This window comes from Cupriavidus sp. FW306-01-F10A, from assembly GCF_058782785.1.
Genome location: NZ_JBYSYA010000016.1, coordinates 17,973 through 35,207, shown reverse-complemented (window position 1 = coordinate 35,207; position 17,235 = coordinate 17,973). Strand labels below are relative to the sequence as shown.

The 17,235-nt window shown below is 68.4% G+C and carries 16 protein-coding genes and 1 tRNA gene; 12 read left to right on the top strand and 5 right to left on the bottom strand.

Going from position 1 to position 17,235, the window contains the following annotated elements; genetic code table 11:
* Positions 1–4 precede the first annotated feature (4 nt).
* The 7 genes from dapC to AC3WLF_RS21625 all read left to right on the top strand — a co-directional run bounded on the left by dapC (position 5) and on the right by AC3WLF_RS21625 (position 6,799).
* The gene (gene dapC, locus AC3WLF_RS21655) at positions 5–1,204 is read left to right on the top strand and encodes a succinyldiaminopimelate transaminase (RefSeq protein WP_492358826.1); all 1,200 of its coding nucleotides are present in this window, start codon (positions 5–7) and stop codon (positions 1,202–1,204) included.
* Between the two features lie 202 nt (positions 1,205–1,406).
* On the top strand, positions 1,407–2,234 hold the full coding sequence (dapD, locus tag AC3WLF_RS21650; protein WP_492317846.1) for a 2,3,4,5-tetrahydropyridine-2,6-dicarboxylate N-succinyltransferase: 828 nt from the start codon (positions 1,407–1,409) through the stop codon (positions 2,232–2,234).
* Between the two features lie 97 nt (positions 2,235–2,331).
* A complete protein-coding gene (locus AC3WLF_RS21645; protein ID WP_011615476.1) occupies positions 2,332–2,715 on the top strand; it encodes a hypothetical protein in 384 nt (127 codons plus the stop codon).
* 22 nt (positions 2,716–2,737) lie between these two features.
* Positions 2,738–3,085: an ArsC family reductase gene (locus tag AC3WLF_RS21640; protein ID WP_436221894.1), complete on the top strand. Its 348-nt coding sequence runs from the start codon at positions 2,738–2,740 to the stop codon at positions 3,083–3,085.
* A gap of 19 nt (positions 3,086–3,104) precedes the next feature.
* Complete coding sequence (gene dapE / locus AC3WLF_RS21635) at positions 3,105–4,256, top strand: succinyl-diaminopimelate desuccinylase (protein ID WP_011615477.1); 1,152 nt, start codon at positions 3,105–3,107, stop codon at positions 4,254–4,256.
* A gap of 25 nt (positions 4,257–4,281) precedes the next feature.
* Positions 4,282–5,175, top strand: a complete 894-nt coding sequence (gene prmB / locus AC3WLF_RS21630; RefSeq protein ID WP_492358825.1) for a 50S ribosomal protein L3 N(5)-glutamine methyltransferase — start codon at positions 4,282–4,284, stop codon at positions 5,173–5,175.
* A 361-nt stretch (positions 5,176–5,536) separates the two neighbouring features.
* Positions 5,537–6,799, top strand: a complete 1,263-nt coding sequence (locus AC3WLF_RS21625) for an MFS transporter (RefSeq protein ID WP_492358824.1) — start codon at positions 5,537–5,539, stop codon at positions 6,797–6,799.
* Positions 6,800–6,805: 6 nt separating this feature from the next.
* Here AC3WLF_RS21625 and AC3WLF_RS21620 read toward each other — a convergent pair whose 3' ends face one another.
* Positions 6,806–8,128 (bottom strand): HipA domain-containing protein, encoded by a 1,323-nt coding sequence (locus AC3WLF_RS21620; protein WP_492358823.1) that lies wholly within the window; start codon positions 8,126–8,128, stop codon positions 6,806–6,808.
* The gene (locus tag AC3WLF_RS21615; protein WP_114130968.1) at positions 8,121–8,441 is read right to left on the bottom strand and encodes a helix-turn-helix domain-containing protein; all 321 of its coding nucleotides are present in this window, start codon (positions 8,439–8,441) and stop codon (positions 8,121–8,123) included. Before AC3WLF_RS21615 ends, AC3WLF_RS21620 begins: the two co-directional genes overlap by 8 nt.
* Positions 8,442–8,733: 292 nt before the next feature.
* On the opposite strand from AC3WLF_RS21615, the gene AC3WLF_RS21610 reads away from it, so the two are divergent.
* From AC3WLF_RS21610 to AC3WLF_RS21600, 3 genes are all read left to right on the top strand, one after another.
* A complete protein-coding gene (locus AC3WLF_RS21610; RefSeq protein WP_492351139.1) occupies positions 8,734–9,741 on the top strand; it encodes a tripartite tricarboxylate transporter substrate binding protein in 1,008 nt (335 codons plus the stop codon).
* Positions 9,742–9,807: 66 nt separating this feature from the next.
* A complete protein-coding gene (locus AC3WLF_RS21605) occupies positions 9,808–11,358 on the top strand; it encodes a class I adenylate-forming enzyme family protein (RefSeq protein ID WP_492358822.1) in 1,551 nt (516 codons plus the stop codon).
* Positions 11,359–11,454: 96 nt separating this feature from the next.
* A tRNA-Val gene (locus AC3WLF_RS21600) sits at positions 11,455–11,531 on the top strand.
* Positions 11,532–11,595: 64 nt separating this feature from the next.
* On the opposite strand, the gene AC3WLF_RS21595 is transcribed toward AC3WLF_RS21600, so the two are convergent.
* The 3 genes from AC3WLF_RS21595 to AC3WLF_RS21585 are packed head-to-tail and all read right to left on the bottom strand — an operon-like array spanning position 11,596 to position 14,779.
* Positions 11,596–12,744 (bottom strand): CaiB/BaiF CoA transferase family protein, encoded by a 1,149-nt coding sequence (locus tag AC3WLF_RS21595; protein WP_492317853.1) that lies wholly within the window; start codon positions 12,742–12,744, stop codon positions 11,596–11,598.
* 14 nt (positions 12,745–12,758) lie between these two features.
* Positions 12,759–13,772 carry an NADPH:quinone oxidoreductase family protein gene (locus AC3WLF_RS21590; RefSeq protein WP_492351141.1) on the bottom strand — a complete coding sequence of 338 codons (1,014 nt, stop codon included), beginning with the start codon at positions 13,770–13,772 and terminating at the stop codon, positions 12,759–12,761.
* Positions 13,773–13,783: 11 nt separating this feature from the next.
* The gene (locus AC3WLF_RS21585; RefSeq protein WP_492317855.1) at positions 13,784–14,779 is read right to left on the bottom strand and encodes a Bug family tripartite tricarboxylate transporter substrate binding protein; all 996 of its coding nucleotides are present in this window, start codon (positions 14,777–14,779) and stop codon (positions 13,784–13,786) included.
* Positions 14,780–15,020: 241 nt separating this feature from the next.
* On the opposite strand from AC3WLF_RS21585, the gene AC3WLF_RS21580 reads away from it, so the two are divergent.
* On the top strand, positions 15,021–15,521 hold the full coding sequence (locus AC3WLF_RS21580) for a MarR family winged helix-turn-helix transcriptional regulator (protein WP_010814193.1): 501 nt from the start codon (positions 15,021–15,023) through the stop codon (positions 15,519–15,521).
* Positions 15,522–15,562: 41 nt separating this feature from the next.
* On the top strand, positions 15,563–17,146 hold the full coding sequence (locus AC3WLF_RS21575) for an ABC transporter substrate-binding protein (protein ID WP_492358821.1): 1,584 nt from the start codon (positions 15,563–15,565) through the stop codon (positions 17,144–17,146).
* Positions 17,147–17,235: the final 89 nt, after the last annotated feature.

The window sequence follows — 17,235 nt, the reverse complement described above, 5'->3', positions numbered from 1 at the left end:
CACTGTGAATCCGCGCCTCGACCTGCTCCAGCCCTACCCGTTCGAGAAACTGCGGGTGCTCTTTGCACAGGTAAAGCCTGCCGACAAGCCGGCCATCAGCTTTGGCATCGGTGAGCCCAAGCATCCGACGCCTGAATTCATCAAGCAAGCGCTGGCAGAGTCGCTCGCGGGGCTGGCGAATTATCCCACAACGGCAGGTTCCGAGGCACTACGGCAGTGCATCGCCAGCTGGCTGGAACGCCGCTACGGCCTGCCCAAGGTCAACGCCGCCACCGAAGTGCTGCCGGTGACCGGCTCGCGCGAGGCGCTGTTCGCCTTTGCCCAGACCGTGGTCGACGGCACCCGCCCGGGCGCGCTGGTGCTGTGCCCCAACCCGTTCTACCAGATCTACGAAGGCGCGGCGCTGCTGGCCGGCGCCACCCCGGTATTCGCCAACAGCGACCCGGCGCGCAACTTCGCCCCGGCCTTCGACCGCATCGCCGGCGAGGTCTGGCAGAAGGTGCAACTGCTGTTTGTGTGCACGCCCGGCAACCCGACCGGCGCGGTGCTGTCGCTGGAAGACTGGAAGCAGCTGTTTGCGCTGTCGGACCGCTACGGCTTTGTGATCGCCTCGGACGAGTGCTACTCGGAAATCTATTTCGACGAGGGGCGCGCCCCGCTGGGTGCGCTGGAAGCCGCGCACAAACTGGGCCGCGGCCTTGACCGGCTGGTGATGTTCTCGAGCCTGTCCAAGCGCTCCAACGTGCCGGGCCTGCGCTCGGGCTTCGTCGCCGGCGACGCCGCGCTGCTGAAGAAATTCCTGCTATACCGTACCTACCACGGCGGCGCCATGAACCCCGCGGTGCAGAGCGCCAGCATCGCCGCCTGGAACGATGAATCGCATGTGCGCGAGAACCGCGCCGCCTACGTGCGCAAGTTCAGCGAAGTCACGCCGATGCTGGCCGAGGTGCTGGACGTGGCGCTGCCCGATGCCGGCTTCTACCTGTGGGCCGATGTCTCGCGCACCGGCCTCACCGATACCGAATTCGCCGCGCGCCTGCTGGCCGAGCAGAATGTGACCGTGCTGCCCGGCAGCTACCTGGCGCGCGAAGCCGACGGCATCAACCCGGGGGCGAACCGCGTGCGCATGGCGCTGGTGGCGACGCCGGAGGAATGCCTGGAAGGCGCGCGCCGGATCGTGGAATTCTGCAAATCGCTGGCCTGAGGCCTGATTGCCCAATTGTGTTCTCCCTCTCCCCTCAAGGGGAGAGGGTCGGGGTGAGGGGTGGTTTAGCAAGGCACCACGCCCGTAGAACCGCCCACCCTCACCCCCTGCCCCTCTCCCGCAAGCGGGAGAGGGGAGCAAACAAGAGGTCGAGGCTGAGACTCGACGACCGAACATCAACATCAACCCTGAGAAGCCAAACATGACGCAAGCTCTGCAAGCCCTGATCGACCAGGCCTGGGAAGACCGCACCAGCCTGTCGCCCAAGTCCGCCCCCAACGACATCCGCGAAGCCGTCGCCAACGTCATCAGCCAGCTGGATGCCGGCGCGCTGCGCGTGGCCGAGAAGCAAGGCAAGGACTGGATCGTCAACCAGTGGATCAAGAAGGCCGTGCTGCTGTCGTTCCGCCTGGAAGACAACGCCCCGATGAGCGCCGGCGGCTTTGCCCAGTTCTACGACAAGGTGCCGACAAAGTTCGCCAACTGGAGCGCCGACGACTTCGCCAAGGCTGGCTTCCGCGTGGTGCCGCCGGCCGTGGCCCGCCGCGGCTCGTTCATCGCCAAGAACGCGGTGCTGATGCCGTCGTACGTCAACATCGGCGCCTACGTCGATGAAGGCACCATGGTCGACACCTGGGCCACGGTCGGTTCGTGCGCGCAGATCGGCAAGAACGTGCACCTGTCGGGCGGCGTGGGCATCGGCGGCGTGCTGGAGCCGCTGCAGGCCAACCCGGTGATCATCGAAGACAACTGCTTTATCGGCGCGCGCTCGGAAGTGGTCGAAGGCGTGATCGTGGAAGAGAACTCGGTGATCTCGATGGGCGTGTACCTGGGCCAGTCGACCAAGATCTACGACCGCGAAACCGGCGAGATCCACTATGGCCGCGTGCCGGCCGGCTCGGTGGTGGTGGCGGGCAACCTGCCGTCCAAGGACGGCAAGTACAGCCTGTACTGCGCCGTGATCGTGAAGAAGGTCGACGCGCAGACCCGCGCCAAGACCAGCCTGAACGACCTGCTGCGCGGCGACTGAGCGCGCCTGGCGCAGCCCGCAATGGCTGCGCCGCCCCGCCCCGGGGCCCGGCCCCGGGGCAGTATTTCCGTTGTCACCCCGCCTGGCCAGGCTGAACATGCCTTCCCTCCGCAAGCGACTCATGGCCCTGGATCCCACCACCGTCAGTACCGTGCTCTCCCTGCTTCCCACCATTCTCGAGCAGGCCAACAAGACCATCGAGAAACTGAAGAAGAACAAGCGCAAGGACGGCACGCCGGAAGGCGCGGTGGCCGACACGCGCGATCCCGCCGCCCGCATCGCCGAGCTGGAAGCCGCTGCTGTGCAGCAGGCCGAGGCCGTCAAGCTGCTGGCCGAGCAACATGCCATCACCATCGACGCGCTGCGCAAGGAAGCCGCCCGGCTGGACCGCCGCCTGCGCCTGATGACCGCGGTGGCCATGGGCGGCGTGGCGCTGGGCCTGGGCGGCCTGGTGATCGCGCTGAACCTGCTGTTCCGCTGAATCCAATCCATCAAGACTAGCCATGACCGTCCTGCTCTACGGCATTCCCAACTGCGATACCGTCAAGAAAGCCCGCACCTGGCTGGATGCCAACGGCGTGGCCTACAGCTTCCACGACTTCAAGAAGCAGGGCGTGGATGAAGCCATGCTGCGCGGCTGGCTGAAGCATGTACCGCTGGCCACGCTGCTCAACCGCAAGGGCACCACCTGGCGCGCGCTGTCGGACGCCGACAAGGCCCGCGCCGAGCAGGAAGCCGGCGCAATCGCGCTGATGCAGCAAAGCCCGTCGCTGATCAAGCGCCCGGTGCTGGCCCACGATGGCAAGGTGATGGTCGGCTTCTCCGCCGACCAGTACGCCGGCCAGTTCTGATTTCCATTTCCGTAGTCCGATGACCGCCACCCTCGCCCTTACCGAAGACCTGATCCGCCGCCGCTCCGTCACGCCCGCCGACGAAGGCTGCCAGGCCATCCTGGAAACCCGCCTGAAGGCGCTCGGCTTCGACTGCGAAGCGCTCGTCAGCGGCCCCGACGATTTCCGCGTGACCAACCTGTGGGCGGTCAGGCGCGGCACGCAGGGCAAGGACGGCAAGCTGCTGGTCTTTGCCGGCCATACCGACGTGGTGCCGACCGGCCCGCTGGAGCAATGGCATTCGGACCCGTTCGCGCCGACACACCGCGACGGCAAGCTGTACGGCCGCGGCGCCGCCGACATGAAGACCTCGATCGCCGGCTTCGTGGTGGCGGTGGAAGAGTTCGTCAAGGCGCACCCCGCGCATGCCGGCTCGATCGCCTTCCTGATCACCAGCGACGAGGAAGGCCCGGCGCACGACGGCACCATCAAGGTGGTCGAGGCCCTGTCCGCGCGCGGCGAGCGCCTGGACTACTGCGTGATCGGCGAGCCGACCTCGGTCGACACGCTCGGCGACATGGTCAAGAACGGCCGCCGCGGCTCGCTCTCGGGCAAGCTCACGGTCAAGGGCATCCAGTGCCATATCGCCTACCCGCACCTGGGCCGCAACCCGATCCATGAAGCCGCGCCGGCGCTGGCCGAGCTGGCCGCCGAGGTCTGGGACCAGGGCAACGAGTACTTCCCGCCGACCAGCTGGCAGATGTCGAACATCCACGGCGGCACCGGCGCCACCAACGTGATCCCGGGCCACGTCACCATCGACTTCAATTTCCGCTTCTCGACCGCCAGCACGCCCGAAGGCCTGAAGGCGCGCGTGCATGCGATCCTGGACCGCCACCAGCTGGAATACGCGCTGGACTGGACCCTGGGCGGCGAGCCCTTCCTGACCCCGCGCGGCGAGCTGTCCGACGCGCTGTCGTCGGCGATCGAGGCCGAGACCGGCGTCAAGACCGAGCTGTCGACCACCGGCGGCACCTCGGACGGGCGCTTTATCGCCAAGATCTGCCCGCAGGTGATCGAGTTCGGGCCGCCCAACGCCAGCATCCACAAGATCGACGAGCACGTTGAAGTGCGCTTCATCGAGCCGCTGAAGAACGTTTACCGCGGCGTGCTGGAACGTCTCGTCGCCTGATTTTTTCGCCGGAAGACACCCATACATGGCAACGCCCTCTCCCCTGCGCACCGTGCGCGACCTGCTGCGTCTCGCAGTCTCGCGCTTTACCGCCGCGCGCCTGTCCTTCGGCCACGGCAGCGCCAATGCCTATGACGAAGCCGCCTACCTGGTGCTGCATACGCTGAACCTGCCGCTCGACACGCTCGATCCCTTCCTGGACGCGCGCCTGCTGCCCGAGGAAGTCGATGCCGTGCTCAAGGTCATCGAGCGCCGCGTCAATGAGCGCGTGCCGGCCGCCTACATCACGCACGAGGCCTTTATGCATGGCCTGCGCTTCTACGTCGATTCACGCGTGATCGTGCCGCGCAGCTTTATCGGCGAACTGCTGCAGGACGGGCTGGAGCCGTGGGTCGGCGAGACCGACAGCATCGGCCCGGTGCTGGAGCTGTGCACCGGTTCCGGCTGCCTGCCGATCGTGGCCGCGCACGTGTGGCCGAGCGCGAAGATCGACGCCGTCGACATCTCGCCCGACGCGCTCGCCGTGGCGCGCCGCAACGTGGCCGACTACAAGATGGACGACCGCATCCGGCTGTATGAGGGCGACCTGTACGCGCCGCTGCCGCACGGCGCCACCTACGACGTGATCCTGACCAACCCGCCCTACGTCAACGAAGGCTCGATGCAGGCGCTGCCGCCGGAATACCTGGCCGAGCCGCGCATCGCCCTGGCCGGCGGCGACGACGGCATGGACGTGGTGCGCCGGATCATCGCCGGCGCCAAGGCGCACCTGAATCCGGGTGGCGTGCTGGTGGTGGAGATCGGCAACGAGCACGCCAACGTGGAAGCCGCGTTCCCTGAACTGGAAATCGTCTGGCTGCCGGTCAGTGCTGGGGATGAGCAGGTGTTTTTGCTGACGTATGACGCGCTGCCGGGGTAGTTTGTTAGCGGATTCATAGCTCCTCACGGTAGGGGTAGCAATTCAAGCCGGACTGTCGGTCTGCCGGTGCCTGCCCTCACCCCCTGCCTCTCTCCCGCAAGCGGGAGAGAGGAGCAAACCGGCCGAACGCCGGCGTGGTTGGTAGAACCACCGTTTTTCGCTGACCGATTGGGTGCTCCCTCTCCCGCTTGCAGGAGAGGGCTGGGGTGAGAGCCGGCGTTTCGACGAAGTGCTGCGCAAACTGGGCGAACACCGGCCATCCCCCGGCCATGAATACCGCGCCCGCTCTACACTCGCTGCGGATACCCGCCAACCATTGCGCCTTCGCCCCGCAACCAGTGCGGCGGCAAACCCTGAAGCCGTGACCCCCAGCAACACCCGCCTCCCCGCATCGCCCGACGCCCTGCCCGCCCATGCCCCGGCAGCGCACGCCGCGCGCGGTATCGCCCTGCTGACGTTCGCCTTTGCGCTCAGCCAGTTCTTCCGCTCCTGCCTGGCGGTGATGGCGCCCGAACTGCAGCATGATTTCGGGCTGTCGCCGGCGGGCTTTGGCGCACTGTCTTCGTCGTTCTTCCTGGCCTTTGCCGTGGCGCAGATCCCGGTGGGCATTGCCTTCGACCGCTACGGCGTGGGCCGGCCAACCGCGCTGCTGCTGGCGGTGGGCGCGGTGTCGTCGATCCTGTTCGTGCTGGCGCCCAACGGCGCGGCCGCCACGCTGGCGCAGGTAGGGCTGGGGCTGGCATGCACGCCGGTCTTCATGGGCCTGCTGCATTTCGCCTCCGAGCAGCTGTCCGAGCGCGACTACACCCGCGTGGTCAGCCGCTCCAATGCCATGGGCATGATCGGCGCGCTGTGTGCCACGGCGCCGCTGGGCTGGGCCATCTCGCTGATCGGCTGGCGCCCGTCGATGGCGGTATCGGCCCTGGGCATGGTCGCGGCCTGCTATGGCGTGTGGCGCTTCGTGCGCGACCAGGGCCATGCCGAGGCCCGCAGCGCGTCGTGGCCGGCGATGCTGTCGGAAAGCCTGCAGCTGCTGAAGCTGGCGCCGCTGTGGACGCTGATTCCGCTGTGCGTGGCGATGTCCGCCGGCACCGCCTTCCGCAATGCCTGGAGCGGCCCCTACCTGGCCGACGTGTTCGGGCTGGGCTCGGCGCCGCGCGGGGTGGCGCTGGCGCTGCTGAGCCTGGCCGGCTTCCTGACCGCCTTCCTGCTGCCGGTGCTGGTCCGCCGCAACACGCTCAAGACCGCCATCGCCGGCTGGTCGTGCTTTGCCATGTCGGGCTCGTTCCTGCTGGCGCTATGGCCGGACAGCGGCATCGGCTACGGCGTGGCGATGATGGCGCTGCTGTCGACCATCGGCATGCTGCACCCGCTGGTGATGGCGCAGGGCCGCGGGCTGATCACGCCGTCGCGGCGCGGGCGCGGGCTGGGCCTGCTCAACACCTTTGTGTTCCTGGGATCGGCGCTGACGTCATGGGGCTACGGGCTGATCGCCAATGCCGGCCATGTGCGCGGCTGGCCGCTGCCTTCCACCTATGCGGCGATCTTCCTGTCCGCGGGCCTGCTGATTGCCGCCGCGCTGGTGCCCTACTTCTTCAGCCAGCCGCATCCCACCAGTCATTAGCCAGACTCAGGCCGCCGCAAGCGCCCTGACCATGTCGGCGATGATGGTGAAGCGGATCACGCGCAGGCAGGCCAGTTCGCCGGCAAACCCGCCGGTGAGCGCCGGGCGCTCCCGCGCCATGGCCGCGTTCTGTTGCTCGGCCTGCTCGTAGAGCGCCTGCGCGGCCGCCCCGATGCCGCGCAGCATGGCGTCCAGCCGCCGCTCGGCGGTCACGCCGGTCAGGCCCAGCGCGCGCCCTGCCTCCAGCACCAGCGCGCGCGAGAAATCGCTGTAGAACTCCACCCCCAGCACCGGCCAGGCAAAGCGGTGCGCCTGCGGCCAGCCGGTCTTGTCATAGGTGCGGGTGGCGTAAGCCGCCTCGCTGAGCAGGTCGTAGAACGGCGCCAGCGCAATGCCGGCATCGGACACCAGGAAGCTCAGGTTCTTCAGGTGCGCGTCCGAATTGCCCACCAGGATGTTGAACACCAGCCAGTCGAACAGCCGTGCCCGCGCCACCGCCGGCGCGCGGCACAGCGTTGCCAGCTGCGCCAGCCGCTCGACGCTGCCCTGGTCGTACTTGAAGGTGCGCGGCAGGTTCAGCAGCTGGCAGGCATCGATCGCATGCAGCCGCTGCCACTGCCCTTGCTGCGTAAGATGGCGATCGAAACGGTCGATCAGGTAGACCGGCGACGGCACATAGCGCCGGTGCACCGGCGGCACCTCCAGCTTCAGCCGCGCGGCCAGCGACATCACGAACCACTCGTTGATGACCGAATGCGGATAGATCTCCTGCATCTGGTGGGTCGGCTTCAGGATATGCGTGGACGGCGTATCCGCGCCGGGCTCGAACAGCGCGCCGTCCCGCAGCACCACCGCCAGCTTGTGCTGGGCACCGGCCAGCGACATGCGCTTGACCGCGCCATGTGTAAGCGGCACGCTGGGCAGGCTGTGGATGCGGGCGTCGAGCGCGGCGTCGCTCAAGGCGCGCAGGGCCGGCGCGGTGGCGGGCTCGCGGCCGGGCGGCAGCAGCGTCAGCGAGCCCGCCGATTCCGCCCCATAGTGGGCCAGCAGGGCAAAGGCATCGGCCTCGTTGCGGATGCTGGCATCGCGTGCCAGCAGCGCACGCTGGCCGTCCTCGGGCAGCAGGTTGTCGAAGTACCACTGCACCGGCCGCAGCGTGCTGCCATCGGCGAGCGCCTCCGGCTGCAGCGGCAGCGCCGGGCTCAGGGCGAAGGCGTGCGGGTTGCCCAGCCACGCCGCGTCATAGCGGAACGACCAGGCATCGCTGGCCTCATGCAGCTCGCCCACCGGCGCTCCGTTGATGCTGGCGACCAGTACGCGCTCAGCCATGCTGGCCGCCTCCCTTGACCGCTGCGCGCCGGTTGCGGCTGCGCGCCTGGCGTTGCCTGAGCTTGGCAAGTTCAGCCGCTACCAGCGGGGCCGCTGCCTCCGGCATATCCACCACCACGCGCAGGCCAAGCCCTTCCAGCACCTGGAACAGCTTGCCCCACTGGATGCCTTCGGCGCCGTTCTCTACGCGCACCATGAAGTTCTCGCTGACGCCGATGGCGCCTGCGGCATCGTCCTGGCGCAGGCCTTGCGCCTTGCGGGCAGCGCGTACGAAGGCGCCGATATCGCCGGGTTCGGTGAGGGTCACTGGCACAAAAATCTCCTTGATTGCAAAGACTTTAGTGTTTCCAGGCGGGAAAATCAAGAAATCTCCCTGATTGCAAAGATTCTAGCCTCTGGACACGGCCAACCGGAAAAATCTCCTCATTCACAAAGATTATTGCAGGCCGCCCTACCGCTTCGCCTGCAAAAAGCCAGACTTATCGATTTAAGAATTCCGCTGGCGCGCTTACGCCTTTACCGTTTGTGACACCAACATCCCAGCCCGACCTGGCGACAAGGGACAACGGCTGCGCCCGCGGCCGGCATAACGAGGAGACAAGCTGATGGCATCCCTGATCGCATCCCGCCGCCGCGCCTGGGGCCGCCGCGCATGGCTGGCCGGCATGCTGGCCACCGCGGCCGCAACCGCCTTGCCGTCCGGCGCCAGCGCCGAGACCTGGCCATCGCGCCCGATCCAGCTGCTGATCCCCTACCCGCCGGGCGGCAGCGCCGACCTGTTGGCCCGCCCGGTCGCAGCCAGGCTGCAGGAGCGCCTGGGCCAGCCCGTGGTGCTGGACTACCGGCCCGGCGCCGGCGGCACCATCGCCAGCCAGGCGCTGGCCCGGGCCAAGCCCGACGGCTACACCCTGATCATGGTGCTGGCCGCCCATGCCATCAATGCCAGCCTGTATCCGAAGCTGCCCTATGACACGCGCAAGGACTTCGCGCCGGTCTCGCTGGTGGCCAACCTGCCGATGATCCTGGCAGGGAGCCCCTCGCTGCAGGCCACCAACGTGAAAGAGCTGATTGCCGAGGCCAAGGCCGCGCCCGGCAAGCTGACCTTCGCCTCGGCCGGCAACGGCAATACCGGCCACCTGGCGGGCGAACTGTTCGATTCGGTCGCGGGTATCAAGATGACCCACGTTCCGTACAAAGGCAGCGCTCAGGTGGTGACGGCAATGCTGTCGGGCGAGGTCCAGCTGACCTTCGACAGCATCTCCACCACCCTGCCGCATGTGAAGAGCGGCAAGCTGCGCGCACTGGCCGTGACCGGCAGCCAGCGCGCCGCGGTCGCGCCCGAGGTGCCGACGCTGGCCGAGGCCGGCGTGCCGGGCATCAGCATCACCGGCTGGTACGCGATGCTGGCACCGGCCGGCACGCCGCAGCCCGTGATCGACCGGCTCAGCACCGAGATTGCCACGGTGCTGCGCCAGCCCGAACTGAAGGCGACGCTGGCCGCCAACGGCTATGAGCCGGTGGGCTCGACGCCCGCCGCGCTGCGCACCCATATCGACGCCGAGATCAACCGCTGGAGCAAGGTGGTGAAGGACTCCGGCGCACAGATCCAGTAAGCCTGCTTCGCTCCATCATTGCTCATCGGGCGCCGCCAGGCCGGCGTCCGCATTCCCTTGCCGAACATGATCCAACCGACCCCGCTCCAACGCCCCTTTACCACCATGTCCGTGCTCGTGCGCGAGCACGCCACGCAGCGCCCCACGCAGCGCGCCCTGATGCATGGCGAGCGCGTGCTCGACTATGCCGGCCTCGATGCCGCCATGGACCGCATTGCCGCGGCGCTGGCCCGCGACGGCGTGCGCCCCGGCGAGGCCATCGCCATCTGCGCGTCGTCCTCGATCGAATACGCCGCGGTGTACCTGGGCGCGGTGCGCGCCGGCGTAGTGGTGGCGCCGCTGGCACCGTCATCCACGCCGGACAGCCTGGCCGGCATGGTTGCCGACGCGGGCGCGCGCATCCTGTTCACGGACGCCAGCGTGGCCGACGTGCTGCAACCGGTGCGCGACCAGCTGGCCGCCACGCCCATCGTCACGCTGGACGGCAGCGACGCAGGCCAGCCGTACCAGGCCTGGCTGGCACCCGCCGGCACACCGGTGACCGAGCCCGTGATCCGCCCGGAGATGCCGCTCAACATCATCTATTCCTCGGGCACCACCGGCACCCCCAAGGGCATCGTGCAGTCGCACGGCATGCGCTGGGCCCATGTGTCGCGCGGCGCCGCCACCGGCTACGGCACGCATGCCATGACGCTTCTGTCGACGCCGCTGTACTCCAACACCACGCTGGCCAGCTTCTTCCCGACCATCGGCCTGGGCGGCACGGCGATCCTGATGGCCAAGTTCGATGCGGGCCAGTACCTGGCGCTGGCGCAGCAGCACCGCGCCACGCACACCATGCTGGTGCCGGTGCAGTACCAGCGGCTGCTGGCGCATCCGGAGTTCGACCGCCATGACCTGTCGTCCTTCCAGCAGAAGTTCTGCACCAGCGCGCCGTTCAGCCCCGCCCTGAAGGCCGAAGTGCTGCGGCGCTGGCCGGGCGCGCTGACCGAGCTGTACGGCATGACCGAAGGCGGCGGCGGCTGCCTGCTGTTCGCCGACCAGTTCCCCGACAAGCTGCATACCGTGGGGCGCCCCGCCACCGGTGCCGACGTGCGCATCATCGACGACGAGGGCCGCGAGCTGCCGCCCGGCAGCACCGGGGAAGTGGTGGGCCGCTCGGCGGCGATGATGAACGGCTACCACAACCAGCCGGAAAAAACCGCCGAGACCGAGTGGCACGACGCGCAGGGCCAGCGCTTTATCCGCACCGGCGACATCGGCCGCTTTGACGAAGACGGCTTCCTGGTGCTGATGGACCGCAAGAAGGACATGATCATCTCGGGCGGCTTCAACATCTACCCGAGCGATCTCGAGGCGGTGGTGCGCGAACACCCGGCGGTGGCCGACGTGTCGGTGGTGGGCGTGCCGTCGGAGCGCTGGGGCGAGACCCCGGTGGCCTTCGTCGTGCTGCGCGCCGGCAGCGGCGCCACGGCACAGGACGTGCTGGCCTGGGCCAACCAGCACCTGGGCAAGACCCAGCGGCTGGCCGCGATCCATGAGGTGGAGAGCCTGCCGCGCAGCGCCATCGGCAAGGTGCTCAAGCGCGAACTGCGCGACCGCATCACCGGCGCCTGACGCGCCGCGCACGGCACAAGCGCAGGCATCCACGCAAAAAGTTCGCGGGGGTGCTTGCGCAATCGAAAAGGCGTCTCTATAATTCGCGCCTTCGCTAGGCTCGTAGCTCAGCTGGTTAGAGCACCACCTTGACATGGTGGGGGTCGTTGGTTCGAGTCCAATCGAGCCTACCAACGCACAACGGAACACGGACGGTACGCATTGCGCACCGTCCGTTTTTCTTTTCCGGCGCCGCTTTCAGGTGCCGATGCCGAACTCCGCCAGCACCGCTTCGGTATGCTGACCCAGCGCCGGCGCATTCCCTGCCGGCCGTTCCGATCCTGCCATGCCTGGCAGGTTGGCCCACGGCACTTCGCCGATCCCTGCCAGCCGCAGCCGGCCGAACACGCCTGCCTGCGCGCATTGCGCGCTCTGCAGCAGGTCCCGTGCATGGCCCACGCGCGCGAACAGCACATCGTGCTCGGTCAGCAGCGCCTCCCAGTGCGCCAGCGGCTGTGCGGCAATGGCCTGCGCCACGCGCCGCCCCAGCTCCGCCGCGCGCGGCAGACGGCCGGCGCTGGTGTGCAGCGTGATATCGGCCAGCCAGTCGTCGAAACCCAGCAGCGTTGCCAGCCGCACGAACATGGCGTCGTTGAGCATGCTCAGGTACAGCCGGCCATCGGCCGCATCGAACAGCCCGGTGGGCGCATTGGCCACGGCCAGCTCCGCATCGGGGAACATCGCGTCATCCACCATCAGGTAGGACTGCAGCGCGGCACTGGTCTCCAGCAGCGACAGCCGCACGTGCCGGCCGCGGCCGTTGCGCGCGGCCTTGTACAGCGCTGCCGACGCATGCTGGGCCGCATAGAGCCCGGTGCTCAGGTCGACCATGTAGAAGGCGATGCGGCGCGGCTGGCCGGCGCTGTCGCGGTTCAGGTGCATCAGGCCGCTGAAGGCCTGCATGGTGGTGTCCACCGCCGGCATGTTCGCCATCGGGCCGGCATGGCCGTAGCCCGAGATCGAGACATAGACCAGCGCCGGGTTGCGCGCGGCCAGCGCCTCGTAGCCAACGCCCATGCGCTCGGCCACGCCGGGGCGGAAGTTCTGGATCACCACGTCGGCCTGCTGCGCCAGCCTGGCGATGGCGGCCCGGCCGCTGTCGCTGCGCGCGTCCAGCAGCACGCTCTCCTTGCCCGCGTTGCAGGCGACCGCGATCGCGGTCTGGCCGGCGCGGATGCGCCCCATCTGCCGCGACCAGTCGCCGCCCGGCGGCTCCACCTTGATCACGCGCGCGCCCTGCTGGCGCAGGATCAGGCCGCAATACGGGCCGGCGATGCCCTGGCTCAGGTCGAGCACGGTCAGGCCCTCGAACATGGCATCCTCCGTTGCCGCTTGTGCATGGTGCATGTCGTGCTCTCCGTTCAGATATCCAGCATGACCTTGCCGATGGCGCGACGCGACATCGTGGTGTCGACGGCGTTGAGCCAGTCGCCCAGCGGGAAGTGCTGCAGCACGGGCGGCGCCAGCTTGCCGCTGGCTGCCGCCTGCATGATCTCGGCCACCATCGCCTGCACCGGCTGCGCAAAGCGCCGGCGCTCGTCGGTCAGGCCCCAGCCGATGTAGTAGCCGTAGTTGAAGCCGATCAGGGTCAGGTTCTTCACCAGCAGCAGGTTGGCCGGCACCTCCGGGATGCGCCCGCTGGCATAGCCGATCGACAGCAGCCGCGCGCCCGGCGCCGCGCAGCGCAGCGAGGCGTCGAAGAGATCGCCGCCGACCGGATCGAACACCACGTCGGCCCCGCCCGCGGGGCACAACGCCTTGACCGCTGCCGCCAGCGTGGCCGCGTCGGACGGCAGCGCATGCGCGGCGCCGTTGCGCAGCGCCGCCTCGCGCTTGGCCTCGGTGCTGGCGGTGGCGATCACGCGCGCGCCCATCAGCCGGCCCACCTGCACCGCGGCCGTGCCCAGCGCGCCGCTGGCGCCATGGACCAGCATGGTCTCGCCCGGCTGCAGCGCGGCGCGCCACGCCAGCGCCGCCCAGACCGTGCCAAAGGTGACGGGCAGCGCCGCCGCCTGGGCCAGTTCCAGCCCGTCAGGCACCGGATAGACCGTGTCCGCAGTGGCCACCGCCTCCTCGGCGAAGCCGCCCCAGTCCAGCGCCGCGGCCACGCGCTGGCCCGGGTGCAGGCGGGTGACATCAGGCGCCACCTCGATGATCTCGCCCGCGGCCTCGGTGCCGGGCGTGAACGGCAGCGGCGGCTTGCGCTGGTACTTGCCGGACACAAACAGGCTCAGCGCAAAGCCCACCCCGGCATGGCGCACGCGGATGCGCACCTGGCCCGGCGCCAGCGGCTGGCGCGGGAGGCGTTGCAGTTCCAGCTCGCTCCAGTGGCACCAGCGGGAGCAGACCAGCCCAAGGTAATCGGTCTCTTGCATCGGGACTCCTGTCATTCGAGCGTGATGCCGACATCGCTGATGATCCGGCTCCATTTGTCGCGGTCGTTCTTCATCACCGTGGCGAAGGCTTCCGGCGTGCTGCCGACCGGCACCAGGTTCAGGTCCTGCATCTTCTTCGCGATCTCCGGCAGGCGCACGATGCGCGCGACCTCGCGCGACAAGGCATCGACCCGTGCCTTGGGCACGCCGGCGGGGAACAGCAGGCCCATCCACGCATCGGGCTCGAAGCCCTTGTAGCCGGTCTCCCGGAAGGTCGGCACCTTGGGCAGCAGCGCCGAACGCTCCGCGCCGGCGATCGCCACCGGCACCAGCTTGCCGCCCTGCAGCAGCGGCATGGCCGTGCCCACGGCAATAAAGCCCAGCTTCACATGGCCGGCCGCCAGGTCGGTGGCCAGCGGCGCGCCGCCCTTGTAGGCGACGTGCTCCATCTGCAGCCCGGCCTCGCGCTTGAGCAACTCACCCAGGATATGGCCGGTCGTTCCCGCGCCATACGATCCGTATGGATACTTGCCGGGATTGGCCTTGAGCAGCGCCACCACCTCCGGCAGCGTGCGCGCCGGGAAGTCCGGCGACACCGCCAGGATGGTGGACGAGATCGCCACCTCGCTGACCGGCGTGAAGTCCGCGATCGGGTCATAGCCGATACCCCGATACAACGACGGATTCTGCACGTGCGCGGTGAAGGTGAGCAGTGCGGTGTAACCGTCCTTTGCCGCGCGGGCGACGTACTTGGTGCCCGTAGTAGTGCCGGCGCCCGGCTTGTTGTCGACGATGACTGGCTGGCCCCAGCTCCTGGTCAGCTCCTGCCCGATCAGCCGCGCCACGGCATCGTTCACATTGCCCGCCACGGACGGCACCACGATGGTCAGCGGGCGCGACGGGTAGGGTTCGGCAGAGGCGGGATCGGCGGCGCAGACTGCCGCCGGGATGGCCGCCAGCAGCATGGCTGCCACGGCTGCGCGCAGCCGTGCGGAACGGTGTTGCATCGGTGTGTCTCCTGTCCTGGCTCCCTTCTGTGGTGCCCGCGGGAGTGCGGCGCGCGAGGGATGCCAACGCAGTCTAGGCCAGCACCCCGCCCGGCGTGATTCCCGCGCGGCGCGGGCCAAGTCCTGCCAGGCATGGCGCAGCGCCGCATTGCCCTACCCCGGGAAATCCCTCATGGCCCAGCCCCCGCCCCGGTCACTATTATTTGTTGAAATTTTCAACTATCGAATTTTTCATCTATCCATGCCACGCGCCCTCCGGCTCAAGTCCGACTACATCAACATCCTGCTCGACATGGCCGCCGAGCGCACGCGCGAACGCGGCTCGCGCGTGTACGAAGAGAAGTTCGGGGTCTCGCTGCGGGACATCCGCCTGCTGCGGATGATCGGATCGGCGCCTGGCATCACCATGGGCCAGCTGGTGCAGCAGTCGGCGATCGAGAAGACGCTGGCGTCCAAGCTGGTTGGGGCGCTGGTCAAGCGCGACCTGGTGCAGCGCGAGATCAGCACGGAAGACGCGCGCCAGGTGTGCCTGTTCCTGAGCGAGGCCGGCGTCGACCTGGTGCGGCGCGCCGAGCCGCTCGGCATCGAGCTGGAAGCGGGCTTCCTGCACTGCCTGACGCCGGCCGAGATCGACGCGCTGCGCGCCACGCTGGTCAAGCTGATCGAAGCCGAGGCGGCCTCGCGCGAGTCCTTCGAGCGGTATCTCCAGAAGCTGCGCGAGCGCGGCACCACCACGCCCTGACCGGCACCTTTGCCACCCACCCTGCCCGAGAGATGATGACCATGACGTCTGCAATCCCGCTTCGCCATGCCGGTGCCGTCGCGTTGTGCGCCCTGGCATGCATGTCCGCCGGCAGTGCAATCGCCGAGACCGTGCTGCGCACCGTGCCGTCGTCCGACCTGAAGATCCTGGACCCGGTCTGGACCACCGCGAACATCACGCGCAACCATGGCCTCATGATCTACGACACCCTGTTCGGCATGGACGAGAAGGGCGTGATCCGGCCGCAGATGGTGGACAAGACCACCACCAGCGCCGACAACAAGACCTGGACCTTCACGCTGCGGCCAGGGCTCAAGTTCCATGACGGCACCCCGGTCACCGCGCAGGACGTAATCGCCTCGCTGGCGCGCTGGGGCAAGCGTGACGTGCTGGGCCAGCGCATGTATGAAGCCATGGCCGGCATCACCGCCGAAGGCCCGGCCACGGTGCGCATGACCTTCCGCCAGCCCTTCGGCGCAGTGCTGGATGCGCTGGGCAAGCCCAGCCCGCTGGTGCCGTTCATCATGCCCAGGCGCGTTGCTGAAACGCCTGCCGACAAGCAGATCGACGACCTGACCGGCTCCGGCCCCTTCACACTGAAGAAGGAGGACTTCCGGCCCGGCGACCGCGTGGTCTACCGCCGCAATCCCGACTATGTGCCGCGCAAGGATGCGCCGTCCGGCCTGGCCGGCGGCAAGGCCGTGCACGTCGACCGCGTCGAATGGGTGTTCCTGCGCGATACCCAGACCCAGGTGAACGCGCTGCTCAACGGCGAGGTGGATATCCTCGAGGTCGTGCCGGCATCGCACTATCCGCAACTGCGCACCGACAAGCGGGTGCAGATGTTCGACATCATGCCCGCCGGCCCCTTCACCGTGATCTACAACCACAAGGTGCCGCCGTTCAATGACGCCAGGGTGCGCAAGGCGGCGATGCTGGCGATCAACCAGGAAGCGATGCTGCGCGCGCAGGCCACCTACCGCGACTTCTACAAGCCGTGCGCCTCGATCTACCTGTGCGGCTCGCCCTATGCCAGCGACCAGACCGGCTTCTTCACCGGCAAGCCGCAGTTCGAACAGGCGCGCAAGCTGCTCAAGGAGTCCGGCTATGACGGCAAGCCAGTGGTAATCATGCTGCCGGGCGATGCCCCCGCGCTGAGCCGCCTGCCGGTGGTCTACGGCCAGCTGCTCAAGCAGGTGGGCTTCAATGTCGACGTGCAGGCTACCGACTGGAGCACCCTGATCACGCGCCGCACCAGGAAGGAACCGCCCGAGAAAGGCGGCTGGAATGCCTATATCACCTTCTGGGGCGGCGTCGACGCCAGCAGCCCCATCACCTACAGCCCGCTGACCGGCAACGGCGACCGCGGCTACTTCGGCTGGCCGGAAGACGCCGAGCTGGAAACCCTCAAGACCCGCTTCATCGAAACCGCGGACGCCGCGCAACGCAAGTACATCGCCACCAGGATCCAGCTGCGCGCCATCGAAAACGGCATCCTGGCGCCAGTCGGCGAAGGCAAGGCGCCCACCGTGGTGCGCAGCGGCGCGATCAGCGGCCTGCTGCCGGCACCGGCGGTGCTGTACTGGAACGTGCGCAAGCAATAGCCCGCTACGGCGCCCGCGGTCCCGCCCTCGCGCGGGATCGCCACCCGCGGTCCCGGCTGCCGTGCCGCCAGCCTGCTGACCTCCCTTTC

Coding starts and splice junctions, on each gene's coding strand:
- AC3WLF_RS21590 (WP_492351141.1), bottom strand. CDS start 13,772: ATGCAAGAGACCGATTACCTTGGGCTGGTCTGCTCCCGCTGGTGCCAC.
- dapE (WP_011615477.1), top strand. CDS start 3,105: ATGACCGCCACCCTCGCCCTTACCGAAGACCTGATCCGCCGCCGCTCC.
- AC3WLF_RS21575 (WP_492358821.1), top strand. CDS start 15,563: ATGACGTCTGCAATCCCGCTTCGCCATGCCGGTGCCGTCGCGTTGTGC.
- prmB (WP_492358825.1), top strand. CDS start 4,282: ATGGCAACGCCCTCTCCCCTGCGCACCGTGCGCGACCTGCTGCGTCTC.
- AC3WLF_RS21620 (WP_492358823.1), bottom strand. CDS start 8,128: ATGGCTGAGCGCGTACTGGTCGCCAGCATCAACGGAGCGCCGGTGGGC.
- AC3WLF_RS21640 (WP_436221894.1), top strand. CDS start 2,738: ATGACCGTCCTGCTCTACGGCATTCCCAACTGCGATACCGTCAAGAAA.
- AC3WLF_RS21645 (WP_011615476.1), top strand. CDS start 2,332: ATGCCTTCCCTCCGCAAGCGACTCATGGCCCTGGATCCCACCACCGTC.
- AC3WLF_RS21585 (WP_492317855.1), bottom strand. CDS start 14,779: ATGCAACACCGTTCCGCACGGCTGCGCGCAGCCGTGGCAGCCATGCTG.
- AC3WLF_RS21610 (WP_492351139.1), top strand. CDS start 8,734: ATGGCATCCCTGATCGCATCCCGCCGCCGCGCCTGGGGCCGCCGCGCA.
- AC3WLF_RS21580 (WP_010814193.1), top strand. CDS start 15,021: ATGCCACGCGCCCTCCGGCTCAAGTCCGACTACATCAACATCCTGCTC.
- dapD (WP_492317846.1), top strand. CDS start 1,407: ATGACGCAAGCTCTGCAAGCCCTGATCGACCAGGCCTGGGAAGACCGC.
- AC3WLF_RS21605 (WP_492358822.1), top strand. CDS start 9,808: ATGATCCAACCGACCCCGCTCCAACGCCCCTTTACCACCATGTCCGTG.
- AC3WLF_RS21595 (WP_492317853.1), bottom strand. CDS start 12,744: ATGCACCATGCACAAGCGGCAACGGAGGATGCCATGTTCGAGGGCCTG.